This window comes from Hyphococcus sp. (assembly GCF_965267305.1).
In the GTDB taxonomy this organism is placed as follows: domain Bacteria; phylum Pseudomonadota; class Alphaproteobacteria; order Caulobacterales; family Parvularculaceae; genus Hyphococcus.
This window is the reverse complement of sequence record NZ_OZ253945.1, coordinates 1,756,660-1,780,433: the sequence shown is the minus strand read 5'-3', so window position 1 is coordinate 1,780,433 and position 23,774 is coordinate 1,756,660. Positions and strand designations below refer to the sequence as shown.

Annotated in this window: 22 protein-coding genes; 14 read left to right on the top strand and 8 right to left on the bottom strand. The window is 59.6% G+C overall.

Annotated features, from left to right (window positions below; all coding sequences use genetic code 11):
- Nucleotide 1 precedes the first annotated feature (1 nt).
- Nucleotides 2-1,384: an MFS transporter gene (locus ACQY5P_RS08420; protein ID WP_428410297.1), complete on the bottom strand. Its 1,383-nt coding sequence runs from the start codon at nt 1,382-1,384 to the stop codon at nt 2-4.
- Nucleotides 1,385-1,765: 381 nt separating this feature from the next.
- On the opposite strand from ACQY5P_RS08420, the gene ACQY5P_RS08415 reads away from it, so the two are divergent.
- On the top strand, nt 1,766-2,371 hold the full coding sequence (locus ACQY5P_RS08415; protein WP_428410296.1) for an NAD(P)-dependent oxidoreductase: 606 nt from the start codon (nt 1,766-1,768) through the stop codon (nt 2,369-2,371).
- Nucleotides 2,372-2,415: 44 nt separating this feature from the next.
- Here the strand turns inward: ACQY5P_RS08415 and ACQY5P_RS08410 are convergent, their stop codons facing one another.
- Genes ACQY5P_RS08410 through ACQY5P_RS08395 form a run of 4 tightly spaced genes read right to left on the bottom strand, consistent with a single transcriptional unit; the run spans nt 2,416 to nt 5,327 of the window.
- On the bottom strand, nt 2,416-2,955 hold the full coding sequence (locus ACQY5P_RS08410) for a 2,4'-dihydroxyacetophenone dioxygenase family protein (protein WP_428410295.1): 540 nt from the start codon (nt 2,953-2,955) through the stop codon (nt 2,416-2,418).
- A 22-nt stretch (nt 2,956-2,977) separates the two neighbouring features.
- Nucleotides 2,978-3,526 (bottom strand): 2,4'-dihydroxyacetophenone dioxygenase family protein, encoded by a 549-nt coding sequence (locus tag ACQY5P_RS08405; protein WP_428410294.1) that lies wholly within the window; start codon nt 3,524-3,526, stop codon nt 2,978-2,980.
- Nucleotides 3,527-3,544: 18 nt separating this feature from the next.
- On the bottom strand, nt 3,545-4,423 hold the full coding sequence (locus ACQY5P_RS08400) for an SDR family NAD(P)-dependent oxidoreductase (protein ID WP_428410293.1): 879 nt from the start codon (nt 4,421-4,423) through the stop codon (nt 3,545-3,547).
- A 19-nt stretch (nt 4,424-4,442) separates the two neighbouring features.
- Nucleotides 4,443-5,327 (bottom strand): 3-keto-5-aminohexanoate cleavage protein, encoded by an 885-nt coding sequence (locus ACQY5P_RS08395; protein WP_428410292.1) that lies wholly within the window; start codon nt 5,325-5,327, stop codon nt 4,443-4,445.
- A gap of 99 nt (nt 5,328-5,426) precedes the next feature.
- On the opposite strand from ACQY5P_RS08395, the gene ACQY5P_RS08390 reads away from it, so the two are divergent.
- Entirely contained in the window at nt 5,427-6,269 is an 843-nt protein-coding gene (locus tag ACQY5P_RS08390) for a helix-turn-helix transcriptional regulator (protein ID WP_428410291.1), read from the top strand.
- Nucleotides 6,270-6,475: 206 nt separating this feature from the next.
- A complete protein-coding gene (desA, locus tag ACQY5P_RS08385) occupies nt 6,476-7,873 on the top strand; it encodes a syringate O-demethylase (RefSeq protein ID WP_428410290.1) in 1,398 nt (465 codons plus the stop codon).
- An 86-nt stretch (nt 7,874-7,959) separates the two neighbouring features.
- Here desA and ACQY5P_RS08380 read toward each other — a convergent pair whose 3' ends face one another.
- Genes ACQY5P_RS08380 through ACQY5P_RS08370 form a run of 3 tightly spaced genes read right to left on the bottom strand, consistent with a single transcriptional unit; the run spans nt 7,960 to nt 11,059 of the window.
- Nucleotides 7,960-8,802 (bottom strand): kinase, encoded by an 843-nt coding sequence (locus ACQY5P_RS08380; protein ID WP_428410289.1) that lies wholly within the window; start codon nt 8,800-8,802, stop codon nt 7,960-7,962.
- A 2-nt stretch (nt 8,803-8,804) separates the two neighbouring features.
- Nucleotides 8,805-9,782, bottom strand: a complete 978-nt coding sequence (locus tag ACQY5P_RS08375) for a 2-hydroxyacid dehydrogenase (protein ID WP_428410288.1) — start codon at nt 9,780-9,782, stop codon at nt 8,805-8,807.
- A complete protein-coding gene (locus ACQY5P_RS08370; RefSeq protein ID WP_428410287.1) occupies nt 9,779-11,059 on the bottom strand; it encodes a spinster family MFS transporter in 1,281 nt (426 codons plus the stop codon). Before ACQY5P_RS08370 ends, ACQY5P_RS08375 begins: the two co-directional genes overlap by 4 nt.
- A 182-nt stretch (nt 11,060-11,241) precedes the next feature.
- Between ACQY5P_RS08370 and ACQY5P_RS08365 the strand changes: the two genes are divergently transcribed.
- The 11 genes from ACQY5P_RS08365 (at nt 11,242) to ACQY5P_RS08315 (ending at nt 23,760) form a co-directional block, all read left to right on the top strand.
- The gene (locus ACQY5P_RS08365) at nt 11,242-12,141 is read left to right on the top strand and encodes a TauD/TfdA dioxygenase family protein (RefSeq protein ID WP_428410285.1); all 900 of its coding nucleotides are present in this window, start codon (nt 11,242-11,244) and stop codon (nt 12,139-12,141) included.
- A gap of 14 nt (nt 12,142-12,155) precedes the next feature.
- The gene (locus tag ACQY5P_RS08360) at nt 12,156-13,046 is read left to right on the top strand and encodes a TauD/TfdA dioxygenase family protein (RefSeq protein WP_428410284.1); all 891 of its coding nucleotides are present in this window, start codon (nt 12,156-12,158) and stop codon (nt 13,044-13,046) included.
- A gap of 241 nt (nt 13,047-13,287) precedes the next feature.
- Complete coding sequence (locus ACQY5P_RS08355; RefSeq protein ID WP_428410283.1) at nt 13,288-13,599, top strand: TrbC/VirB2 family protein; 312 nt, start codon at nt 13,288-13,290, stop codon at nt 13,597-13,599.
- Between the two features lie 3 nt (nt 13,600-13,602).
- A complete protein-coding gene (locus ACQY5P_RS08350; RefSeq protein WP_428410282.1) occupies nt 13,603-13,887 on the top strand; it encodes a type IV secretion system protein VirB3 in 285 nt (94 codons plus the stop codon).
- 20 nt (nt 13,888-13,907) lie between these two features.
- Nucleotides 13,908-16,316: a VirB4 family type IV secretion/conjugal transfer ATPase gene (locus tag ACQY5P_RS08345; protein ID WP_428410280.1), complete on the top strand. Its 2,409-nt coding sequence runs from the start codon at nt 13,908-13,910 to the stop codon at nt 16,314-16,316.
- On the top strand, nt 16,313-17,467 hold the full coding sequence (locus ACQY5P_RS08340) for a type IV secretion system protein (protein WP_428410279.1): 1,155 nt from the start codon (nt 16,313-16,315) through the stop codon (nt 17,465-17,467). The genes ACQY5P_RS08345 and ACQY5P_RS08340 overlap by 4 nt, the downstream gene beginning before the upstream one ends.
- Nucleotides 17,464-18,282: a TrbG/VirB9 family P-type conjugative transfer protein gene (locus tag ACQY5P_RS08335; protein WP_428410278.1), complete on the top strand. Its 819-nt coding sequence runs from the start codon at nt 17,464-17,466 to the stop codon at nt 18,280-18,282. Before ACQY5P_RS08340 ends, ACQY5P_RS08335 begins: the two co-directional genes overlap by 4 nt.
- Nucleotides 18,282-19,412, top strand: coding sequence for a type IV secretion system protein VirB10 (gene virB10, locus ACQY5P_RS08330; protein WP_428410641.1), 1,131 nt, complete (start codon nt 18,282-18,284; stop codon nt 19,410-19,412). Before ACQY5P_RS08335 ends, virB10 begins: the two co-directional genes overlap by 1 nt.
- On the top strand, nt 19,409-20,431 hold the full coding sequence (gene virB11 / locus ACQY5P_RS08325) for a P-type DNA transfer ATPase VirB11 (protein ID WP_428410277.1): 1,023 nt from the start codon (nt 19,409-19,411) through the stop codon (nt 20,429-20,431). The genes virB10 and virB11 overlap by 4 nt, the downstream gene beginning before the upstream one ends.
- A gap of 170 nt (nt 20,432-20,601) precedes the next feature.
- Nucleotides 20,602-22,326 carry a DUF1800 domain-containing protein gene (locus ACQY5P_RS08320; protein ID WP_428410276.1) on the top strand — a complete coding sequence of 575 codons (1,725 nt, stop codon included), beginning with the start codon at nt 20,602-20,604 and terminating at the stop codon, nt 22,324-22,326.
- Between the two features lie 15 nt (nt 22,327-22,341).
- Nucleotides 22,342-23,760, top strand: a complete 1,419-nt coding sequence (locus ACQY5P_RS08315; protein ID WP_428410275.1) for a DUF1501 domain-containing protein — start codon at nt 22,342-22,344, stop codon at nt 23,758-23,760.
- Nucleotides 23,761-23,774 lie beyond the last annotated feature (14 nt).

Genomic DNA, 23,774 nt, shown 5'->3' with positions numbered 1-23,774 from the left:
GCTATTTCGCGGGCGGCGGTTGCAACACTCCGCCGGCCGCCATGGCGCGTCCGTAAGGCTTCATGCCGGCCCAAAAGATGAAAACAGCCGGCGGGCCCATGAGTAAAGCTGTGAGGAAGAGCGAATAGCGGATCTTCTCTTCCGAAAAGACGACGTCAGTGAATGTCGATACGACCAGCGGCCCCATCATCATGCCGATGACGTTCATGATGAATAGGAACATGAAGGTCACCTGGCCGCGCAGATGGTTGGGGGTCACGCTCTGCAGCGCCGCGTTTTCGACCGGCGCCGCCATGCCGCCCCAGAGCGCGGCGAAAAATCCGATGAAGGCGGCGAGCCACGGGCTCGGCATCAGAGGTTGCATGATCGCCAGCGGCACGGCGACCGCAGTCGAGATCACGGTGACGCGAATATTCGCATCATAGATGTTTTTCTTCCACCAGCGTTCTGCGAGCCAGCTGCCCACGAAAAGGCCGATGGGCATGGCAATCATAAGACTGATGCCGGCCACATAAGCGTATTGCACGCCTGACCAGCCGTAAGTGCGGGCGTAGAACGGCGCGCCCCATGTCTGCAAACCGAACATCTGCACTGAGCGCAGCGCGAGACCGGCGAAAAGCGGGATGTAGACTTTCCAGTGATGCCCAACAAAGCCGAAGACTTCCCCGATCGGGCGGGATTTTTTCTCGACAACCCCGCGGCGTTTCGGCTCCTTCACGGTCAGCATCAGGCCCGACACGATAAAGCCTGGAATGCCAACAAGGATCAGGACGACCTGCCACCCGCGCAGATGGATGCCGAGCGGCAGATCGTAACCGCCGCTCGTGCCGACAAAGCTGATGATCACGCCTCCGATAATCATGGAGAAACCGACGCCGGCGACAAAGCCGAGATTCATCACCGCAATGGCGCGAGGCAGTTTTTCGGGCGGAAAATAATCGGACAGCAACGAATAAGCGGAAGGACCGCTGGTCGTTTCCCCGACGCCGATGCCGACGCGCGCGAGGAAGAGGTGCCAGAAATTCGACGCAAGGCCGGACAAGGTCGTCATCAGCCCGAAAATGGCGATGCCGGCCGCCATCATGTGTTTGCGGCTCAAGCGGTCGACCATCACCGCCACCGGCCAGCCAAAAATGGCGTAGAAAATCGTAAAAGCGGCCCCAACGATGAGGCTGATCTGCGTGTCCGAAAGGCCGAGATCGGCTTTGATGGGTTCGATCAGGAGATTGAGAATCCCTCGGTCGAGAAAGTTCACCATCACCGCAAGAGCGAGGATGGAAACGCAGTACCAGGCCTCGCGGGGCGGCGGATAGTCACTCGCACTGGCGGCGGGGGCGTTCGGCGCCTTATCTGGCGCGCTGGCGCCGCCTGCTGTGATATCCATCCTTATTCCCTTCCCGAAGCTGACCAGTTTACATGAGCGCCCCCGTTTGGAGCGTCTTGGTTTTAGCGCCGGCGGGCGCTCATTCCGCCGAAACCCCGCGCCCCCGCTTGGCTCCGGCAGTGAGAAAGCAGCTTATCCGCCGACGCGAAAGTATAGTTGAACCCGAAAGCTTTGCCAGTTCCGCGCTTCGCAAACCGGCGCTGTTTTCGTCAAATTCCGCATAGGAATAGCTCCAAGCGGGAAGCGGGAGAAAGGGCGTCGGCGCAGGCGCACATGTCGGCTGACTGCCATTCGTCACAGATGCAGCTTCACATCGGGTCGCGCCGATGCGCCCGCCGCAGATATCTTTAAGGAAGAAGAACAGGAGACAGGGAGGCTCATATGAAAATTGCTATTGTCGGCGCCACCGGAAATGTCGGTCAGCGTTTGTGCGCTGAAGCCTTGTCGCGCGGTCATGAGGTCACGGCGATCGCCCGCAAAGCGGGCGATATTCCAGATGCTGCGAAGTTTGTGAAAGCAGATGTGACGAGCGACGGCGCCGAAAAAGCGCTCAACGGTCATGACGCCGTCATCTATTCGCTGCGGTTCAATGGATTTGATTTTGACAAGGCGATCGCGGCCTTTCGCGCCTCCGATGCGCCCCGGCTGCTGATCGTTGGCGGCGCAGCATCCTTGAACGCCGCGCCCGGCGGGCCGGCGCTGATCGACACGCCCGGCTTTCCCGAAGAGATCAAGATCGAAGCCGAGCCCGCCCGTCAGGCACTGAACAAACTTAATAGCTCGAAGACGTCCGATTGGTCGTTTCTCTCGCCATCGATCATGATCGGTCCGGGTGAGCGCACCGGAAAGTTCCGTCTTGGCAAGGACGAAGTTCTAAAGGATGCGGAAGGAAACAGCCGCATCAGCTATGAAGACTATGCGGTGGCGATGATTGACGAAGTAGAATCGCCAAAACATCAGGGCGAGCGATTCACGGTCGGGTATTAGGCAAAAGAAAAACGCCGGCCTTCTGGCCGGCGTTTCCAAACCGTCTAGCGGTAAAGCTGTTTGTTGATGGGCAGGTTGTTTTCCCGGCAATAGGTCTCGTAGTGGTTGATGAACCACCACACATCAAGTGTTTCGATGAAGTTGCCGTTGTCGTCGTAAAACTCGTTGGCGCCTTGCATCCAGCCGAAGAGCTTCACGCCTTGCGGGTGGTCGGTGACGAGCGTGTGAGCTTGCCCCGGCGCTTCTGAAATGAAATCGCCAGGCTTCGCCACCCAGTCATATTCGAGATAACGCACACTGCCTTCAAGGCACATCATGATGACCTGACCGCGATGCTTGTGCGTGCCGATGACGCCCGGCGATTTGATCCACAGAATGTTGCCGTACCAATTCTGGCGCACATCGAAAGCGAGGTGGCGGATGGCGGCGTTATCGCCGAACGGCACCCATGGACTATCCACCTCTTCATGGCCGACGAACCCGCCGGGGACGAGATGCCGGTCGAGAACCTTTTTGTGCTTCTCGGGCACGTCGATGATTTTGTAATTCTCTTTGGTCTTTGACAGCGCGCCAATGTTGCTCATAATTTGCTCCTTGCCGCCGCGCTTAAAGGTAAAGCTGTTTGTTGACGGGAATGCCCTGCTCCTCGCAATAGCTTTCATAGTGATCGAGGAACCACCACACATCGACTGTGTCGATGAGATTGCCTTCTTCGTCGTAAAATTCATTGGCGCCCTGCATCCAGCCAAAGAGCTTGACGCCGTTCGGGTCATCCGTGACGAGCGTGTGCGCTTCGCCGGGCATTTCGTGAATAAAGGCGCCGGGTTTCGCCACCCAGTCATATTCGAGATAGCGGAACGAGCCTTCAAGACAAAGCATCAACACCTGGCCGCGATGTTTGTGCGTGCCGACAACACCCGGCGTTTTGACCCAGAGAATATTGCCGACCCAATTGTTTCTGACGTCGAAAGCAAGATAACGGATCGCCGCATTCTCGCCGAATGGCACCCATGGGCTCTCCACATCATTGGCGCCCACATATGTGCCTTCGATCCCGCAGCGTTTGATGACGTCTTTGAACGGCTCGGGGACGTTGACGATCTTGAACTCGCCGGCCTGCGCCGCTGTTTTTGAAGTGTCGGCTACGCTGCTCATCTGACGTCTCCTCTTGCTCTATTTCTTTTTACCGCCGGGCACGCCATGGGCGATACGCTTTTCATATTCCGGGTCGTCTTCGGGTTTTGCAAGCGCCGCCATGACGCGGGCGTGAATATCCTCCAGCGTTTGCCGGAATTCCGGATAGGGAAGAATGTAAAGGTCGTTCTTTTCAACGCCCTTCAGCACATATTCGGCGAGGCGCGACGGTTTCATGCCGACTTCAATGACCTTTTTGAGGTGCGCCATCACATTCGGATCTGCGCCGTAATAACCGGTCTTTTGCAGATGCGCCGGACGGGTCAGCACCGCCTCGTGAATATTGGTGTCGACGGCGCCCGGGCAGAGCATGGAGACACGGACTTGCGTGTCTTTCAGGTCCATCGCAAGACATTCCGAATAGCCGCGGATCGCCATTTTTGCGGTGCAGTAAATGCCGGTGCCGGGCAGCGCGACAAAAGCCGACATGGAGGCGGTGTTGGTGATGTGACAGTCATCGCCGCGGTCGAGCATGCGCGGCAGGAATGTCTGCACGCCATTGATGACGCCCATGAGGTTGACGTCAAGCTGCCACTTCCAGTCGTCAAGCGTCGCCTGCTGCAGCGGCCCGAAGATCGAAACGCCGGCTGTATTGAAGAGAAGCTGGACAGGTCCGAGTTGCGCCTCGACCTCATCGCCAGCGCGGGCGTAGGCGTCCGGATCGGTGATGTCGAGATGGACAGGCATCGCCTCGACGCCTTTTTCAGCGAGCGCGGCGACGGCGCTTTCGAGGTGGTCCTTGCGAATGTCGGCGATGGCGATCTTGCAGCCGGCCTTGCCGAAGACTTCGGCCTGACCGAGCCCGACGCCGGATCCGCCGCCCGTGATGAAAGCAACCTTGCCCTTAACGTCCGTCACATGCGTCTCCTTGACCGTTCTACTCTGCGAGGCCGAGCATCTTGCGCGCTTCTCCGGCGCTAGCCACGTCGCGGCCGAGTTTTTCGACCAGCTCGACGCCCCATTGCACGAGATCGGCGTTCGAATCCGCCTTGCGTCCCCGGCGCAAGTAAATCGTGTCTTCGAAACCGACGCGCATATTGCCGCCGAGCAGCACCGCCTGCGCCGCCATGGGGAAGGAGTGCCGGCTGACGCCGAACCCGGTCCAGACGGCGCCGCGCGGGATCTGGTTTTTCGAATACATCATGGCTTCCGTCGTCGCCGGCAGGCCATATTTGGTGCCGAGCACGAACGAGAAGGGCGCGTTTTTCGGGATTGCGCCTTTTTCCATCAGATCGTCTGCGAACACGAAGTCGCCCGCTTCAAAACATTCGATCTCGGGCATGACGCCCGCATCCTGAATCATATGCCCCATGCGCGTGATCATCGGATCGAGATTGATCGCGACGCCGCCCCAAAGCTGCATGGTGCAAATGTCGAGGGTGCACATGTCGGGTTTCAGATCGAGCACATGTTCGAGCCGCTTTTCCGCGGTGAACATCAGCGTTCCTTTTTCTGGCGGCGCCGGAAGCGAAGGGTCTTCATCGCTTTGCATCCAGGTGCAGCCTGGCCCTGTGGTGATGTTGAAGATCACTTCATTGTTTTTCTCGCGGATCAGCGAAGCGACTTCGCGATAATGCTCAAGCTCGGTGGAGATGCCCCCGGTTTCCGGATTGCGCACATGGATATGCAGGATTGAGGCGCCGGCCTCGGCGGCGGCGATCCCCGCCTCGGCGATCTGTTGGGGCGTCACCGGGAAATTCGGGTGATCCGGCAGGGGGGAGGAGCCGGTCAGGGCGCAGGTGATGATGACTTTTTCGCTCATGGAGTTTTCCTTCGATTGGCGGTGACTTCGCCCTTGGTCGCAATATGAATCCCAATTCAGTCTGGTCGAGGACTACTATTATCGGTAATACGATAAACTATGCAGCAGAATCGGAATGAACTCGCGCGTTTTTTGCGAAACGCCCGCCACCGGCTCAGCCCGGCGGACTTCGGAATCGCGGCTACGGGCCGGCGGCGAACGCCGGGCTTGAGGCGCGAAGAAGTGGCGACGCTCGCTGGCATAAGCCTCACCTGGTACACATGGTTCGAACAGGGCCGTGATATCCGGCCTTCTTCAGAAGTGCTCGACAATCTGAGCGTCGTTTTGCGGCTGGATGAGAAGGAGCGTGCATTCCTGTTTCATCTGGCCCAGGGCCGCCCGCCGCCGCTCGTTCCTTACGTTCATGAGAAGCTCAATCCCGGCGTGCGGCTCGCCCTCGACACGGTAGGCGTGCCGGCGATTGTCATCAACGAAAACTGGTCCGTTATCGGATGGAACGACCTTTATGCGCATATCTTCCGCGATTACGGCGCCGTCCCGGCGGAGGAGCGCAACATGCTGCGCGTCCTGCTTCTGTCCAAGCGCTATCAGGAAGATGCTGACGAATTCAACAAGATGGTGAAACGGCTCACGGCGAAGCTGCGCTGGGATTACAGCCGTTCCAAAGATCAGGCCTATTTCGACAAACTCATCTCGGAGATGCGCGCGCAATGCCCAGCCTTTGATCAGTACTGGCAGGGCACGGAAATCACCGACAGTTTCGAGGCGTCGCACTCTGTTAAGTTTGAAGGCGTCGGACGCATTGATTTTCATCATACGTCTTACGCGATCGAGGGCGTGCTTGGTCAACGCATGGTTTTGTACACGCCCGAAAACGAGACCAGCAGAAAGCGCCTTGAAGAGCTGAAAGACACCATGAAAAAAGAGTGCGCCGATGCATGACGCAACGACACGCCTGCAGTGTTGCGCTGCCGCAACGCCGAATATTCTCGGGCACGAGAAATTCATGCAGTTCAACATGTTAGCGCAGATAACAGGTTTCGCTTTTCATTGCTTATGGAAGCGCGCGCCGGAAAGTATTTCCGGTCTTCATCGCCTATAGCACAGGCAAAACTGACAATAGTCGAAACTCAAGGGAGCAGTAGTCCATGACGTCGAAAAATCTTGAAGAGGCCATGAAAGCGGCGGGCGGGCCGGTCAACATGCTCCGCCATTCGCAAGCCGGTCCCAACGTCTATCCAGGCGTGCCTCCGGAATACACCAACTGGCGTGACGAACAACGCGCATGGCAGGAAAGCTGCGTGCTTTTCAACCAGTCCTATCACATGGCGGACCTTGCGGTCGAAGGGCCTGGCGCATTCGATTTCCTGAATTATCTCGGCATCAACAGCTTCAAGAATTTCACCGTCAACAAGGCGAAACAATTCGTGCCGGTGACGCCCGACGGATATGTCATCGGCGACGTCATTCTGTTCTACCTTGCTGAAAAGAAGTTCAACCTTGTGGGCCGCATCCCGACCCTCAACTGGATCATGTTCCACGCCGAAAGCGGCAAGTGGGATGTGAAGGTAGAGCTCGACGAGCGCACCGCCATGCGCAAGGACAAGTCGCGGCGCAAGGCCTATCGTTATCAGATCCAGGGCCCCAACGCGATGAAGCTGATGGAAAAGGCCCTTGGCGAAACCCCGCCGGATTTGAAATTCTTCAACATGACGACGCTGAAGATCGCCGGCAAAGCGGTCGGCGCGCTGCGTCACGGCATGGCCGGCCAGCCGGGCTTCGAGCTTTACGGCCCCTGGGACGACGGCGAAGCGGTTCACGCCGCGCTCGTCAAAGCCGGCGAAGAATTCGGCCTCAAGCTTGTGGGCGGCCGCGCCTATTCGTCGAATACGCTTGAATCGGGATGGATTCCGTCTCCGCTGCCCGCCGTCTATTCGGGCGACAGCCTTAAAGACTATCGCCAGTGGCTGCCGGGAACGAGCTATGAGGCGAACGCCTCCATCGGCGGCAGCTTCTATTCGGACAAGATTGAAGACTACTACTTCACGCCTTGGGATCTTTCTTACGGCGGCTTCGTGAAGCATGACCACGACTTCATCGGCGCTGCTGCGCTGAAAGAAAAGCAGGATGACAAGCATCGGGTCAAAGTCACCCTCGCGCTTGACACTGAAGATGTCCTGCGTTGCATCGGCTCGCAATTCGACAAAGAAGACCGCGCGAAGTTCATGGAGTTTCCGTCTGCGGTCTACTCCATGCATCCGTTCGACCGAGTCATGGTTGGCGACAATCTCGCAGGCGTCTCGACCTGGGTTGGGTATTCGTCGAACGAGCGCAAGATGCTCACCCTCGCCGTGCTCGATGCGGACTACGCCAAACCCGGCCAGAAGGTCACCTTCATCTGGGGCGAGGAGAATGGCGGTTCGAAAAAGCCGACGGTCGAATCGCATTCGCAATATGCGATTAGCGCCATCGTCAGCCCCGTGCCTTATGCGGAAGTCGCCCGCACATCCTACGCCGGCAATGACGGCTGGCGCGGCAAGCTTTAGACTCTGCTCCAGAAAGAACTGCGAAAGCGCCGGCGGAAACGCCGGCGTTTTTCTTTGGACTAGTTCCGATACTGAGAGGCGGGCTACTAAAGTGTCGCAACATCGATCACGATGTCGGCGCGATCGGGCAGGGTCTCAAGGCAATGGCGCGTTAGCCGTTCGTAATGCTGGATAAACCGCGCCACGCCTTCGTCGCTTAGAAGGTCAGGCGCATCGGGCCTCGCGGCACGCAGCTTTCTTTCCTGCAGCAGACGGTTTTCGAAAACCGTTTCCATCCCGTCGACGCGCAGCATGATCAGCTTGTCGATGCGCGCGAAGAGATCTTTGTAATCTGTCTTCAGACGCTCATTCACATATCGGCGCCAGGCGCATTCTTTGTCTTCATCGGATTCCAGCGCATTGACGGGCTCTATAAGCGCCGCATCTTCCTGCGCAACGGCGCCCACGCACCAGCCTTCGAAAAGAATGACGTCTAAAGGACCGTCAATGTGCCTCATATTCAGACTGCGATCGTCGGCGCCCTTGTCGAATATGGGGGCGGCGGCGCTTTCACTCGCGCGTAGTTTATCGATGACAACGCCCAACATGGCGGCGTCATGGGTCCCGGGAACGCCGCGCGTCCTCAGGAGCGGATGGATTTTCTCGGCCAGCGCAATGCGGTCTGTTTTTGGCAGATAAAAATCGTCCAGCGATATCACGGCGGCTTTTAGCCCGATTTCCGGAAGCAACGCTTGGGACAAGAAGACGCAAAGCGTGGTCTTGCCGCTGCCCTGCGCGCCGTTGACGCCGATGACAATCGGCCCGTCCTTGTCTTGCCGCCATCGCGCGATCTTAGCGGCGAGGGGACGCCAATGATGCTCCACAATTGTTTTGTAAGAAGCGGGAAGCCGCTCGCGCGCGATCAATCCGTCGATCCTGGCGCCGGTCATTATCAGACGACACGGTCGGGAAGGGGCGCGCCCGCCGCAAAGGCGTCTACGTTTTTCGCCGCGCGCATCCCCATGGCTTCACGGGTTTCGACTGTCGCGCTGCCGAGATGCGGCAGGAGAACGATATTCTCCATTTCCAACAACTCTGCAGGAATTTTCGGTTCGGCGGGATAAACATCGAGCCCCGCCGTGGCGATTACGCCTGATTTCAGCGCCAGCGCCAGCGCGTCATGATCGATGACGCCGCCGCGCGCCGTATTGATGAGAATGGCGCTTCGTTTCATGGCGGCGATTTGTTCGGCGCCGATCATATTCTGCGTTTCGGCGCCGCCCGGCACATGCAGTGAAACTACATCGCTTTGCTCCAAAAGAGCTTCAAGGCTGTTCACGCGTTTTGCGCTTAGGTCTTTTTCAACGGCCTCCTGCGCCACGCTGCGTGAGTAATAAAGAATGTCCATGCCGAAACCGTGATGCGCGCGCTTTGCGACGGCTTGGGCGATGCGGCCAAAACCCACAAGCCCCAGCACCTTGCCGGAAAGCTGGCGGCCCGTCAGATGCGTCGGCCGCCAGCCGGTCCAGTTTCCCGCGCGCAGTTCGCGTTCGCCTTCGCCGGCGCGGCGCGCCGCCATCAGCATCAGCGTCATGGCGAGATCGGCCGTGGCGTCGGTCAATACGCCCGGCGTGTTGGTCACCGCTACGCCAGCCGTCTTACAGGCTGCAAGATCAATATGGTCATAGCCTACGCCGAAATTGGCGAGGAGGCGCGTGCGTTGTGGCGCTGTTCCTATGATAGCGGCGTCGATTTTATCGGAGACGGTTGGGCAGATGACGTCATAGGCGTCAAAAGCCTGAGACAAGGCTTCCTGCGTCATGGGACCATCGTTGCTATTGAACACGGCATCGTAACGTTCCGCGAGATAGCTTTCTGCAGCCTCCGGCCAGCGACGCGTCACGAGAAGGCGCAATCGCTTTTCCGTCATGATTCGGCTTTAGCGGATTCAATGTCCCGCCGCACCGTGCGTGAGGCGAGATAATAATGAACGCCGGACCAGATGTTGAAGAGGGCGATCGTCACCAATGCGTAGCGCAAGGCGTTCTCATTGAACGTTGGCACTAGAATGTCCGAAATCATGCCGGCGATCAGCGGGCCGAGGCCGAGCCCGATCATGGTCTGGATGAAGAGCAGGAGTGAGGCGGCGAGGGCGCGGTTGCTGGCGGGCACCAGCGCCTGCGCCATGGCGAAGGACGGTCCGAAGAAAACCGAGGCGAAGAATGCGTTGATGGCGAAGCCCGCCATGACAAAATCCACATTGGGATGGAGATAGCAGACGAACTGAAACGGCACGCCAATGATAACCGATGCTCCAGGCACCAGCATGTAAAACCGTTCGTCATTATATTTCTGCGACAGCCGGTCCGACAGAAACCCGCCGAAGAATGTGCCAAAGGCGCCGACCAGCGCGAAAGAGGCGAAATAGGTGCCGACCTGGCTTGTCGTCATGGCGTGGTTTTGAACGAGAAAGACGGCGTTGAAATTGCCGGCGCCGTACCAGACGAGCGCATGCATCGCGGCCGCGAGACACATATGAAGAAAAGCGGGACGTTTCGCCACCAGGCTGAACGCCGAAAATGGGTTGTGCACCTTGCCGGCGCCTTTGTTTTCTCTTTTCGGTTCTTTCACCGTCAGCGCCACAAGCAGGGCGACCGCAATGCCGGGCAGGCCGGCGACAATGAAGGTCGTGCGCCAGCCCCACCAATCATTGCCGTGCCCGCCAAGATAAAGTCCCAGCATGCCGCCGAGCGGCACGCCAAGCGCGTAGATCGACAGGGCTGTGCCGCGCTTTTTGAGAGAGAAGTAATCGGAAATAAGCGAGTGGGACGGAGGCGAGCCGCCCGCTTCGCCGATGGCGGTGCCGATGCGCGCCGCGAGCAGCATGGGGAAATTGCGGGCGAAGCCGCACAGCGCCGTCATAACGCTCCAAAAGGCGATGGAGCTAGCGAGGATCCACTTGCGGCTGGTCCGGTCGGCGAGGCTCGCAATGGGAATGCCGCAGGTCGCATAAAACAGGGCGAAGGCGATCCCGCCTAAAAAGCCGAGTTCCGTATAGCTTAACGAAAACTCTTCCTGAATGGCCGGAAGGAGAATGTTGAGGATCGAGCGGTCCAGCGCGTTAACGACATAGCCGAGAAACAGGACAAACAGAACGTAGTTGCGATAAAGCGGCTTGTACGGCTCGACGGTCGTTTCCTCCGCCATGATTTCCTCCACGGGTAAGGGTGATTTCCTTACATGTTGTATTTGTCGGGGCGCTGGTTCGGCTAACATGACGGCGAGGCGAAGGAGCAAATCCTTTCGCAAAGCAAGTTTGAATGCAAGAGCCCATGCGGTCTATTCTGACCGCGAAGGTGATAACAGTATTGCAGTGCAAGGCCGGTGAGATGAAAAACACAAATCAGAAAAGCTGGCGCGACTATGACCGGAGCGCAGGCTACCGACATATCGAGGTGCTGCCGCAGAACGGCGCTGTCGCCGCGGAAATTCGCGGGGCCGATCTGACGAAACCGTTACCCGATGAAATCTGGAGCGAGGTCGAAAGGGCGTTTGCGGAAAATCTCGTCGTCTATTTCCGCGGCCAGAAGGATTTCTCCCGGGAGAATCACCTCGCTTTCGCCCAGCGTTTCGGACCTTTGCAGAAGATCCCGCATATTTTCAGCGTTGACGGCTACCCCGACGTGCAGATTGTCGAGAGAAAGCCCGACGATACACGCCTCGTCGTCGGCGAAGGCTTTCACAATGACTCGACCTTCATGGACACGCCGCCGACTTCCGTCACCATGCATGCGATCGATGTGCCCGACTATGGCGGCGACACCGCCTTCGCAAATCTCTATCTTGCCTATGAAACGCTGTCGCCGCCCATGCAGGCTTTTGCGGAAACGCTGATCGGCGTGAACAACGCCAGCGTGCTTTTCGGCAAAGGCGCGGACCAGAAGCGCGTCATGATGAAGGAGATGAAAACCGAAGAGGGCGACCGCAGCGTCGAACATCCCATCGTATGCGTTCACCCGCGCACCGGGCTGAAGCACCTGTTCCTCAACCCGGTTTACACGCGCCAGTTGAAAGGGTTTTCCGACAAGGAAAGCCGCCTCATTCTCGAGTTTTTCAATAATCACATCTCCTCCATGGCGTTCACCGGCCGCGTGCGCTGGGAGAAGGGAACCGTGCTCATTTGGGATAACTGGGCGGCGCATCACAGCGCCATCGCTGACTATCAGGGAAAATATCGCTATATGGAGCGTGTGACCACCGGCGGGCTGAGGCCCAAGGGCGTGAACTGACGGAGAGTGATGAAATGAAAGTGCAAGTCGAAAAACCTCATCCTCTTTGCGGGGCCATCGTCACGGGGATCGATCTATCCCGCACGCCCGATGAGGAGACTGTCAGGACAGTGGAAGATCTGATGGCCGAACACGCCGTCATCTGCATTCGCGGCTCGCGCGCCACGGACGATCAGCATATCGCCTTCAGCCGCGCCTTCGGCCCTCTCGAATTGCCGCCCGATATGAAAATCAAAACCGGCTTCAAGCCGCGGATCGGCTACGGCCTTTACGACGCGTCCAATCTCGATGTGGACGGCAATATCGTCATCAAGGATACGCCGCGCCATAAATATTCGAAAGGCAATGAACTCTTTCACGCCGACAGCACGTTCAACTCCCTGCCGACGAAATGGTCGCTCTTGCTTGCGCATGTGGTGCCGCCCGAAGGCGGCGATACGCAGTTCATCGACACGAGAGAGGTTTATGACGCCTTGCCGGACGAGATGAAGCGGAAAATCGACGGCCTCGTCGCCGAACACAATATCTGGCATTCGCGCGCTCGCGGCGGCTTCACGACCGTGACCGACGAAATGAAAAATGCGATGCCGCCGGCGCGTCATCCGGTCGTACGCCCATCGGCGAGCGGCCGCAAGGCGATCTATCTGGGAGCCCACGCCGCCAATATCGTCGGCATGGACCCGGAAGAAGGTCTGGCGTTGATCGACGAACTCAACGCATTCGCAGCGCAGCCGCATTTCATCTATGCCCATAAATGGCAGGATGGCGATCTCGTCATCTGGGACAATCGCTGCACCTTGCACCGCGCAACCGCGTTTGAGGATCAGAAATACAAACGCGACATGCGCCGCACAACGATTAACGAATACGGTCCGGAAATCGCCTCAACGTCGCTCGCGTCCTAGAGACAGGCGCTGATAGCCTGATCTGCGCTCCGCTTGATCGTCTGACGCGCTAATTCAAATTTTGCATCAATTGTCTGGATTTTATTCAGCGCACTTCATTACTTATCAGCAAGACGACCTTGCATCGCGCGCCGCCGGACAATTGCAATTGTGCGCTTAAATCGATTTTAAGTGTGAATTGAATATACCGGAAATTGATGCGGCATCTGAATAAAATGCCGTTAAATTTTACGGGGCGCGCATGAGGCATCTGAAGACAGGCTGGGCGGCGACAGGCGCATTGACGATTTTATCGTCGCCGTCTACAGCGCAAACCACGGTCAGCGATCCGCAAGGCTCCGGCCCCATTGTCGCCGCGCTTGATTGGCTGCAGGGGAGTCTCCTCGGAAATGTGGCGACCACGGCCGCCGTCATAGCCGTCGCCGCCGTCGGTTTCATGATGCTGACGGGCCGTCTCAACTGGCGCTACGGCATCACCGTAGTCGTCGGTTGCTTCATTCTCTTCGGCGCGACCTCCATTGTCGCCGGCATTCGCGCGGCGGCGGGAGGGTGAGCCATGGAAACGCTTCACACAGCGCCAGTCTTTCGCGCGCTGACCCAGCCGCAGATGTTTGCAGGCGTCACTTATAGTTTCTTCGTCATCAACCTTGTGGTGACGACGGAGATATTCCTGATTACCCGGTCGGGCTGGTCGCTGCTGGCGGCGCTTGTCATTCACGCGGCCGGTTATCTCGCCTGTCTTTACGATCCGCGCATCTTCGACTTGTGGATCACCAAGGTGAGCCGCTGCCCGCGCGTACGCAACTACGCCTTCTGGCGCTGCAACAGCTACGCACCCTGAGAGTGCGGATGGGAAGGCGCATGAAACATAATCCCGCGGCGCGGCTTGCGCGCCGGGAGCAGAAAGCGGGAACGCGCTTGCCCTATCGCCGCCATGCGGATGGCGCGACTCTGTTGTTGAGCGATGGCGGGCTGATGCAGACCCTCCATATTACGGGTTTTGCTTTCGAGACCGCCGACACTGAAGAGCTTAACCACCGGCAGGCCGTGCGCGACGTGATGCTGAGAGCGGTCGGCAATCCGCAATTCACCCTGCATCATCATATTGTCCGCCGCCGCGTGTCGCCATCGTTAGAGGGGCGTTTTGCCGATCCTGTCAGCGCCGGCATCGACCGGTTATGGCAAAAGCGCCTGGCTGAGCGGCGGCTCTTTGTCAATGAGCTCTTTCTGACTCTGGTCTATCGTCCCACCTCGGGCAAGCGCGGGCTGCTTCACCGGCTGTCGCGGCAAAATACGAACGCCGATGCGCAGCTGGCGCAGTCGATCAAGGCTCTGAACGGCGCGCGAGAGAGCGTCATGGCATCGCTCGGCGTCTATGGTCCGCGGCTCTTGCAGTGTTACGACGCGGGCGGCCAGCTCTATTCCGAACCGCTCGCCTTCTTGTCTCTCCTTTATAATGGCGAGTTGCAGCCGGTGCTCGCGCCGGACGAGGATTGCGGCAATTACATACCCTACAAACGCACGTCCTTCGGCGCCGACGCCTTGGAACAGCGCGGCGCGGGGCGGGACGTCTCGTCGCTCGCTGCGATTCTCTCCGTCAAAGACTATCCCTCGGTGACGACGCCCGGAATCATCGACAATCTCCTGCGCCTGCCTTTTGAACTTGTCGTTTCTGAAAGCTTTCACTTCGCCGACCGACAGGCGGCGCAGGAGAGGATCGATCTGGCGCTGCGCCGCTTGCGCGCCGCTGACGATGACACAGTCACGCTGAAACGCGGGCTCAAAGCCGCCAAGGACGATGTGGCGTCCGGCGCGGGCGGTTTCGGCGAACATCACATGACCGTTATGGCGCGCGCCGGCACAATCGAAGCGCTCGATAACGCCGCAGCGCAGACTCAGGCCGCGCTTGCCGATATCGGCGCCATCGCCGTGCGCGAGGATTTGAATCTGGAGCCCGCCTTCTGGGCGCAGTTCCCCGGCAATGAAGACTATATCGCCCGCAAGGCGATGATTTCGACCGCGAATTTCGCCGGGCTCTGCTCCCTGCACGGCTTTCCCATGGGCGCCGCGGAAGAGAATTTTTGGGGCGCGCCGGTGACGATTTTCGAAACGACCGCGGCGACGCCTTATTATTTCGATTTTCACGAAGGCGATCTCGGCAACTTCCTGATGATCGGCCCCTCCGGGTCGGGCAAGACCGTTTTCCTCAACTTCCTCATGGCGGAAACGCGCAAGCTCGATGCGCGCATGATCTTTTTCGACAAGGATCGCGGCGCGGAGATTTTCCTGCGCGCCATTGGCGGGCATTACGACATTCTGCGCGAAGGCGAACCCTCGGGCCTTAATCCGCTCGCCATTGCGGACACGCCGGCGAACCGCGCCTTCCTGCGTGCTTTCATCGCGCGGCTTGTCAGCGCGCCGGGCATGGAGCTGACGCCGGAAGAACGCGGCGTGATCGCCGACGCCGTCGACAGTAATTTCGAGCAGGACCCGTCCTTCCGGCGGCTGCGTTATTTCGTGGAACTGTTGAGCGGCGCAAGCCGCAGCGTTTCCGGCGGGCTCGCCGCGCGCATGGCGCGCTGGCACGGGACTGGCGAATATGCATGGCTTTTCGACAACGCCGCCGACCGCCTGCGCATCGATGCGCCGGTCATCGGTTTCGACATGACCGATATTCTCGACGCGCCGGACCTGCGCGGGCCGGCGATGATGTATCTTTTCCATCGCATCGGTCAGCGCCTTGACGGAACCCGCACAGCGATCGTCATCGACGAAGGCTGGAAGGCGCTTGATGATGACGTCTTTTCCCGCCGCCTCAAGGACTGGCTCAAAACCATCCGCAAGCGCAATGGTATAGTGGGCTTCGTTACCCAGTCGGCGCGCGATGCGCTGGACAGCCAGATCGCGGCGACCATCACCGAACAAACGGCCGCGCAATTTTTCCTCCCTAATCCGCGGGCGCAGGAAAAGGAATATTGCGGCGGCTTCGGTCTCACTGCGCATGAATTCGACATTGTGAAATCCCTCCCGGAACAGTCGCGCTGCGTCCTCATCAAGAAAGGCGGGCATTCTGTGGTGGCGCGGCTCGATCTTTCCGGGCTGCCCGGCGTTTTGAAAATCCTGTCGGGCCGCGAGGAGAGCGTGCGTCTCGTAGACCGCTTGCGCAGCGAGCATGGCGACGATCCCGCCGCCTGGCTGCCTTTCTTCCTCGGCCGCGACGCGAAAGCGTTCGGCCTAAAGCCGGCCCTTTACCGGGAGGCTGCGGAATGACGGCGGGTTTCTGCACTTCTCCAGTCGACGGCATGATCGCGCCGCTTCTCAATGAAGTGGACTGCCAGATCGCGACCTATGTGGAAACGACCTATGGAACCCTCTTCGGGCCCTTCGGTTTTCTCGAACCCGTTCTCACCGGCGCGCTCACCTTATATATCGGCTTTTACGGCTTTCAGCTCATCACCGGGCGAGGGGGCCTCAGCCTTTCCGGTCTCGCGCCGAAAATCCTGCTGATCGGGCTGGTGCTTGCTTTCGCAACGCGCTGGGGCGCCTATCAGGCGGTGTTCCTCAACCTTTTTTACGGCGGCGCGGACGAGATCGCAGCGGCGATGCTCGGCGGCGGTCATGACAGCGTCTTCCTGCGTCTCGATGCGGTGCTGAAGGAGATCATCCGCCTCGCCAATGAATGGAACATGACGTCCATCAATCAGGCCGATCCGTTCGGCGCGGGCGCAGCAACACAACAAGCGATGCCAGAGCCGGCGCTGCCGAAATCGGCGGGCGCGGTCAACCTTCTCTGGTTCAGCGCTGTCACCCTGGCGCTGTCGACGGCGGGCGTTTTGATCATCGCCAAGGTCCTGCTCGGCGTTTTGCTCGCGGTGGGGCCGTTGTTGATTTTGACCGCACTATTTCCGGGGACACGCGGGCTGTTCGAAGGCTGGCTGAAAACGCTGGCGCTATATGCCCTTGTCGCCGCCTTTGCGACAGCGCTCGCGGGCGGACTGATGCAACTCGCCGAGCCTATGGTAATTGAGATTTCTGATATGCGGGCGTCAGGCCTCGCCGATCCGCAGCCGGTCTTTGTGCTTGCCGTGACGGCGTTCATCTTTGCGCTCTTGATGGCGCAGGTCTTGCGCATGTGCGGACGGCTGACCTCCGGCTGGCGCCTGCCGTCCGGTCAGGCTCCGCAAAACTCCGCACAGCTGCAGGCTGAAACGGCCGCATCCTCGGCAAGACCGTCCAACGACAACGCCCGCCTCGCCGACATGGTGGTGGCGGTGGAGCGCAGCGGCGGCGCCTCGCGCACGCGCAGCGTCATCGAGTCTGCGGAGGCGACGGCGCCCGCCGCCTCCGCTTATGGGAGCCGCCGCACCCGCCAGACTTATCGCGGCTTCGGCGCCGCGTCGATGAAAGGCAAGTTCGCATGAAGCGCTTTCCGGTCATCCTGACGCTTCTTTTCTGCGCGCTCTCGACGGCGGCGCAGGCGGATTCGCGCATCAAGACGAAGACCTTTGCGGAAAACACCGTCTATGCGCTCACCGGTCATCTCGGCTTTCAGACGGTCATCGAATTCAATGATGACGAGATCATCGAGAATGTGGCCATCGGCGATTCCGTCGCCTGGCAGGTGACGCCGAACCGTCGCGGCGATGTGATGATCCTGAAACCCATCGCTGAGGCGCCGCCCACCAACATGACGGTAGTGACGTCGCTGCGCCATTACATCTTCGAACTGCGGGTCAAGAAGGCGTCGGAAGCAAAGCCGGGCGAAATGGTTTTCGTCCTGCGCTTTTCCTATCCCGGTGAAATGAAAGCGCAGGAAGCCCTGCAGGCCGAGGCCGCGAGCTTTGTCGCGCCGCCTTCGCCGGAAGAGCGCGCTGTCAACCGCAATTACACCTATGACGGCGACCGGGAGATCCTGCCCGCGCAGGTTTTCGACGACGGGCGCTCTACTTACTTCCGCTGGGCCGAAGGCATGCCGGCGCCGGCGATTTTTCTCGTCGATGAAGACGACAAGGAAAGCGTCATCAATCACGGTTTCGAAGACGGCTTTGTGGTGGTTGACCGCGTTGCGCCGGTCTTTTCTCTGAAACATGGCGGCTTTGAAACGCTGATCTTCAATGACGGTTATCAACCCATAGATCCGGGGCCGGAAGCGCCGCGTGCGCGGGAGAAAAAGCGCGGCTTTTTCGGCCGCGTCTTTGGAAGCGACGCCAGTGACAGTAATGGGGATGCGGGGTGATGTGGACGAAAGGCGGGCGCGACCCGCGATCCGACATGCCGAAAAGCGCGCTTGAAACGGCGAACGCTTACGCCATGCCGCGCGTGGCAGAGAGCGGCGGCGACCGGCTTGCCGGTTTTCTCGGCGCGACTGTTTTGCTGATGCTTGGTCTCTTTGTTTTCAACCAGTTGAGCAAGGGACGCGAAAGCGCCTCCATTGACGCCATGATGGCGGAAACCCGCGCGCAGCTTTCCCTCGCACAGTCGCAGGCCGAAGAGGCGCGCCGCGAAGCGAGAGCGGCCCAGGCCCAGGCGAGGCGTGCGGAGCAACGGGCCGCGGTGAATGCGCGAACATCGTCGCGCATGCCTGTGACGCAAGTCGATGACGGCGCGCCGGCGCAGGCCAATCTGCGTTCGCCGGCGCTTGTCGTCGATAACAGCCGGCCGGAAGCGGGCGCGGTTGGTGAAGCGGGCGATCCCTCGGGTGCGGTTGCAAACGCCGTGAACGGTCTCACCGCGTCGGACGTTTTCGCGCAACGCGTCAGCGCCGCTGGGCCGGAGACCGTGCGCGCCACTATGATCGAAGACATGTCCCGCGTCGTGCCGCAAGGGACGATCGTCTCTGGCGTTCTCGAAACGGCGATCAATTCCGATCTGCCCGGCTTCGCACGCGCCATCGTATCGGAAAACATTCGCAGTCTCGATAACCGCACGGTGCTCATTCCTCGCGGCAGCCGCCTCATCGGACAGTACCGGTCCGGCCTCGCCATCGGCGAATCCCGCGCCTTTGTCATCTGGACGCGATTGCTCACGCCGGACGGCGTTTCCATCGAACTTGCCTCGCCCGCCACGGACACGCTCGGGCGAGCCGGTCTAGACGGCAAGGTCAACCGCCACTTCTTCCAGCGCTTCGGTTCGGCGATTCTCCTGTCGGTCATCGATGTGGGCGCCAACGCACTCATTTACGACAACAATTCCAGCATCGTCATTGGTTCGACCTCGGAGGCGCAGGCCGTAGCCGCGCAGGCTTTATCGCAGCAAATGAATATCCCCCCGACGATCACCGTAAAGCAGGGAACGGAAATCAGAATCTTCCTCGCACGCGATCTTTATTTCCCGCCGGTCGCGGAGGCTGGAGGGTTGCGGCCATGAGCGTTGTCGAACCCATTCCCGCCGCCGCAGAGCGCGATGTTTATCTCAAATCCTTCCTGAAGCCGTTCGAGCGCTGGCTTGAGGATCCGGATGTCACCGAAATCATGGTCAATCGTCCCGGCGAGGTCTGGATCGAACGCCAGGACGCGACGGGATTCGAACGCTTTGAAGACGCGACAATCAACGCGCTGCTTCTGCAGCGGCTCGCCGTGCAGATTGCGCGCGTCAGTCATCAGGGCATCAACCGGGAACAGCCGCTGCTTGCGGCGTCACTCCCCACAGGCGAACGCATCCAGATCGCAGGTCCCCCGGCGGCGGGCGAGAACTGGGCGCTCGCTATACGCCGCCATATGGCGAGCAATTTGACGCTTTCCGATTTCGGCGGCGCGCACAACTTTGCCAAGGTGGCCGTGGGGCGCGCCAAAGGCTTGAGCGAGGCGGACCGGCGGCTGAAAGCGATGCTCGACGACGGCCGGATCGAAGAGTTTCTGCGCGCCGCGGTGCGCGCCCGCAAGACCATGCTAATTTCGGGCGGGACATCCACCGGCAAGACCAGCCTAGTGAACGCGCTGTTGCGCGAGATCGGCGATGAGGAGCGCATCATCACCGTAGAGGATGCTGCGGAACTGCGTCTTTCACAACCCAACCATCTCAGCCTTTCCGCCGTGAAGGGCGAGATGGGCGAGGCGCGCATCAACATGACCGATCTTCTCGAAGCCGCGCTCCGGATGCGACCCGACCGCATCATTCTCGGCGAAATTCGCGGCGTCGAAGCGGCCGCCTGGCTGCGCGCCATCAACACTGGCCATCCGGGTTCCGTCACAACAGTGCATGCGGACAGTCCGGAAGGCGCGCTTGAGCAATTGTCGCTGATGACGATGCAAGCGGGCCTGCCTCTGAGCCGGGATGAAACTATCCGCTATATAAATTCAATTGTGGATATAATTATCCACGTCTCGCGCATCGATGGCGCGCGCGTGATCGAGCGCATTGTGTTTACACGCGCAGAACAAAATTAAGCACACAAATTCGTAATGCACGGAAACGCCTTGAAAAACTCAATCAGTGTGCGGAATCGTAATACAGATTTAGATAAATTACGCCTTGCAAATTGACGGGCTTTTACCAGCCGGCCGCATATTTCTCACGATACATGAGACAGCATTGAGTTGTGCGAAAGGGCGAGGGCATGCGTGGTCTTCATTCATGCGTGATGTTGAAATCTGCGAGAGCGACGCTCACGGCGGCTTCAGCGTTGTTCTTGTCGGCGTGTTTTGGCGGCGGCGGTGACGACGCCGCCGAAGAGCCCGCCGCGCCAGTGACGCCGCCGACGGCCGTGGGCGACATCATGACCAGCGAGGAAGCGTCGCGTTTCCTTTCGCAGGCGACCTTCGGGCCGGGCGAGGAAGAAATCGACGAGCTTGTCGCCATGGGCGTCTCCGCATGGCTCCAGGCTGAGTTCGCAAAGCCCCAGGAATCGATGCTAGAGGAAGTTCTGATCCGCGAGCAGTCCGGAGAAGATGTCGGCCCCGACGAATTGTCGGAGGCGTTCTGGACCCGCGCGATCAAAAGCGACGACCAGCTTCGCCAGCGAATGGGCTTTGCGCTTTCGCAGATCATGGTCGCCTCTTTCAGCGACGCTCAGCTCGCGGAACGGCCTATCGCCATGGCGAACTATATGGACATCATGTCCGCGGGCGGTCTCGGCGACTTCCGGCAAACGCTGGAAAACGTCACTTACAGCCCAGCCATGTCGATCTTTCTCACCTATCTGCAGAACCAGAAGGCGGACGAAGAGCGCGAAGTCGTGCCCGATGAAAATTATGCGCGCGAAGTGATGCAGCTTTTCACCATCGGTCTTCTGGAGCTCGAGCCCAATGGCGATCTTCGCCTTGACGGCATGGGACAGCCGATTGAGACATATGACAATGTTGACGTGACCGAGCTCGCCAAGGTTTTCACCGGTCTTTCGTGGGCGGCGTCCGATAATTTCTTTAGCCGTGGCGAAACTGTTGAAGCCGAATATTTGCCGCTGGTGATGTTCGAACAGCATCACTCGCCGGAGCCGAAAAATTTCCTCGGCGCGTCCATTCCGGCGAACACGCCTGGCGATGAGAGCATCGCCATGGCCCTCGATGCGCTTTTTGACCATGCGAATACGCCGGCGTTTATATCCCGCCAGCTGATCCAGCGCCTGGTCACCAGCAATCCGAGCAGCGCCTATGTAGGCCGCGTCGCCGATGCGTTCCGCAGCGGTTCTTTCCAGTTGCCAGACGGCTCTACGGCGGGCGGCGGCGGGCGCGGCGACATGCGCGCCGTAGCGGCGGCGATCCTTCTCGACCCCGAGGCGCGCGACCCGGCGCGCATCAACGACCCTGCTTTCGGCAAGATCCGCGAACCGGTCCTGCGCTTTACGCACTGGGCGCGCGCTTTCGGGGTCGAGGATACAAGAACGGAGGATGCCGAAATCCTGCGCAACACGGCGACGCCTGCGAGGCTAAACCAGCAGGCTTACCGGTCGCCGTCAGTTTTCAACTTCTACCGGCCTGGTTTCGTCGCTCCGGGAACGGAAAGCGCCGCAGCGGGTCTTGTGGCGCCGGAGCTTCAGATCATCACGGGATCGAGCATCACCGGCTATGCGAATTTCATGGAAGGCTTCGTTTTCCGCAATGATGCGGACGCCAATTATGTCGCTGATTACGCCGAGGAAATTGCGCTCGCCAACAATCCAGCGGCGCTGGTCGATCATCTGGATGGAATTCTCACTTATGGCTCGCTGCGCGGCGAGGCGCGCACGCGCATCATCGACGCGGTCGAGGCGGTCGGCGGGTCGGGCGCCGAACAGGCGCAGCGGCGCGCCGCGCTCGCTGTCCTGATGATGATGAATTCGGCCGACTACATCACTCAACGATAGGCAAGGGGCGGCGTCATGCGGTCTTCAAGAAGGCAGTTTCTGAAAACGTCGGCGGCGCTTACTTTTGGCAGCGCGGCTGGATTTATGGGCGATCTCCATCGCTTCAACGCGTTTGCAGCCGATACGGGCGGCTATCGCGCGCTGGTCTGTGTGTTCCTGTTTGGCGGCATGGACTGTCACGACACTGTCCTGCCTTACGATACTGGCAGCTATAATCAGTATACAGACATTCGGCGTGAGCTCTTCAATCGCTATGACGATCTTGAAGGCGGATCGACCCGAGAGCGCGAACGCTTGCTGGCCATGACGCTTGCCAATGCGTCGGATTTCGGCGGCCGCCAGTTCGCCTTGCCGCCGGAGCTCGGTCCCTTGCATGAGCTTGTCGATAGCGGAACCGCCGCCATCGTCTCCAATGTGGGCCCTTTGGTGACGCCCGTCACGCGCACGGAATTCGAGGCGCGCTCGGCGCCATTGCCGCCGCGGCTTTTCTCTCATAACGACCAGCAATCCACCTGGATGGCCTCGCAACCAGAAGGCGCGCGGTTCGGCTGGGGCGGGCGTCTCGCCGACATCATGCTGGCGGCGAGCGCCAATCCGGATGCAACATTCACGGTGATCTCTACCTCGGGGAACACGGTGTTCCTGTCCGGCGAACTCGCCGGGCAGTTCGAGGTAGGCACGAACGGACCACAAGATATTCGCGCTATCAGCGATGGGTCATTCCTCGGCTCCAACGCGCTGCCGGACATTTACGAAGCGCATCTGCGGGCCCAGAATGAATCGCTCGTTAATTATCTTCAGCAGGACTATGCAAACGCCGTGCGGCGCTCCATCGACGCCAATCGAACCTTAAGTGAATCCTTCGACGCGCCGGCGCCATTTGCGACTGCCTTTCCGGAGACCAACCTTGCGCGGCAGCTCCAGGTTGTGGCGCGGATTATTGCGCTTCGCGATGTTCTCGGCGTCCGGCGGCAAGTGTTCTTCGTCTCGACAGGCGGCTTCGACACCCACTCGAACCAGGCGAACTCAATTCCGCGTCTTCATGGCGGCATCGCCGGCGCGATGCGCGCGTTCTACGACGCAACCGTGGAAATGGGCGTCGCCAATGACGTCGCCTCGTTCACAGCATCGGATTTCGGGCGCACGCTCACCGTCAATCGCGACGGCACGGACCATGGCTGGGGCGCGCATCACTTTGTCGTCGGCGGCGGCGTTCAGGGCAACCGCATGTATGGAAGTTTTCCGCCGCCGACGATCGGGCACAGTCAGGACTCCGGCAATGGCCGCCTGATCCCGACCACGTCAGTCGACCAGTTCGCCGCCACCTTCGGGCGCTGGTTCGGTCTTAACGACACCGAACTCAATGACGCACTGCCGGGCCTGAGCGGCTTCAGCACAACCGATCTCGGATTTATGGACGGCGGCGTCGTCTGACGGGCGAACGCAAG

Bases quoted from the DNA above. Each gene is read 5' to 3' on its own strand.
- ACQY5P_RS08420 (WP_428410297.1), bottom strand. From the start codon at position 1,384: ATGGATATCACAGCAGGCGGCGCCAGCGCGCCAGATAAGGCGCCGAAC.
- ACQY5P_RS08415 (WP_428410296.1), top strand. From the start codon at position 1,766: ATGAAAATTGCTATTGTCGGCGCCACCGGAAATGTCGGTCAGCGTTTG.
- ACQY5P_RS08410 (WP_428410295.1), bottom strand. From the start codon at position 2,955: ATGAGCAACATTGGCGCGCTGTCAAAGACCAAAGAGAATTACAAAATC.
- ACQY5P_RS08405 (WP_428410294.1), bottom strand. From the start codon at position 3,526: ATGAGCAGCGTAGCCGACACTTCAAAAACAGCGGCGCAGGCCGGCGAG.
- ACQY5P_RS08395 (WP_428410292.1), bottom strand. From the start codon at position 5,327: ATGAGCGAAAAAGTCATCATCACCTGCGCCCTGACCGGCTCCTCCCCC.
- ACQY5P_RS08390 (WP_428410291.1), top strand. From the start codon at position 5,427: ATGCAGCAGAATCGGAATGAACTCGCGCGTTTTTTGCGAAACGCCCGC.
- desA (WP_428410290.1), top strand. From the start codon at position 6,476: ATGACGTCGAAAAATCTTGAAGAGGCCATGAAAGCGGCGGGCGGGCCG.
- ACQY5P_RS08380 (WP_428410289.1), bottom strand. From the start codon at position 8,802: ATGACCGGCGCCAGGATCGACGGATTGATCGCGCGCGAGCGGCTTCCC.
- ACQY5P_RS08375 (WP_428410288.1), bottom strand. From the start codon at position 9,782: ATGACGGAAAAGCGATTGCGCCTTCTCGTGACGCGTCGCTGGCCGGAG.
- ACQY5P_RS08370 (WP_428410287.1), bottom strand. From the start codon at position 11,059: ATGGCGGAGGAAACGACCGTCGAGCCGTACAAGCCGCTTTATCGCAAC.
- ACQY5P_RS08365 (WP_428410285.1), top strand. From the start codon at position 11,242: ATGAAAAACACAAATCAGAAAAGCTGGCGCGACTATGACCGGAGCGCA.
- ACQY5P_RS08360 (WP_428410284.1), top strand. From the start codon at position 12,156: ATGAAAGTGCAAGTCGAAAAACCTCATCCTCTTTGCGGGGCCATCGTC.
- ACQY5P_RS08355 (WP_428410283.1), top strand. From the start codon at position 13,288: ATGAGGCATCTGAAGACAGGCTGGGCGGCGACAGGCGCATTGACGATT.
- ACQY5P_RS08350 (WP_428410282.1), top strand. From the start codon at position 13,603: ATGGAAACGCTTCACACAGCGCCAGTCTTTCGCGCGCTGACCCAGCCG.
- ACQY5P_RS08345 (WP_428410280.1), top strand. From the start codon at position 13,908: ATGAAACATAATCCCGCGGCGCGGCTTGCGCGCCGGGAGCAGAAAGCG.
- ACQY5P_RS08340 (WP_428410279.1), top strand. From the start codon at position 16,313: ATGACGGCGGGTTTCTGCACTTCTCCAGTCGACGGCATGATCGCGCCG.
- ACQY5P_RS08335 (WP_428410278.1), top strand. From the start codon at position 17,464: ATGAAGCGCTTTCCGGTCATCCTGACGCTTCTTTTCTGCGCGCTCTCG.
- virB10 (WP_428410641.1), top strand. From the start codon at position 18,282: ATGTGGACGAAAGGCGGGCGCGACCCGCGATCCGACATGCCGAAAAGC.
- virB11 (WP_428410277.1), top strand. From the start codon at position 19,409: ATGAGCGTTGTCGAACCCATTCCCGCCGCCGCAGAGCGCGATGTTTAT.
- ACQY5P_RS08320 (WP_428410276.1), top strand. From the start codon at position 20,602: ATGCGTGGTCTTCATTCATGCGTGATGTTGAAATCTGCGAGAGCGACG.
- ACQY5P_RS08315 (WP_428410275.1), top strand. From the start codon at position 22,342: ATGCGGTCTTCAAGAAGGCAGTTTCTGAAAACGTCGGCGGCGCTTACT.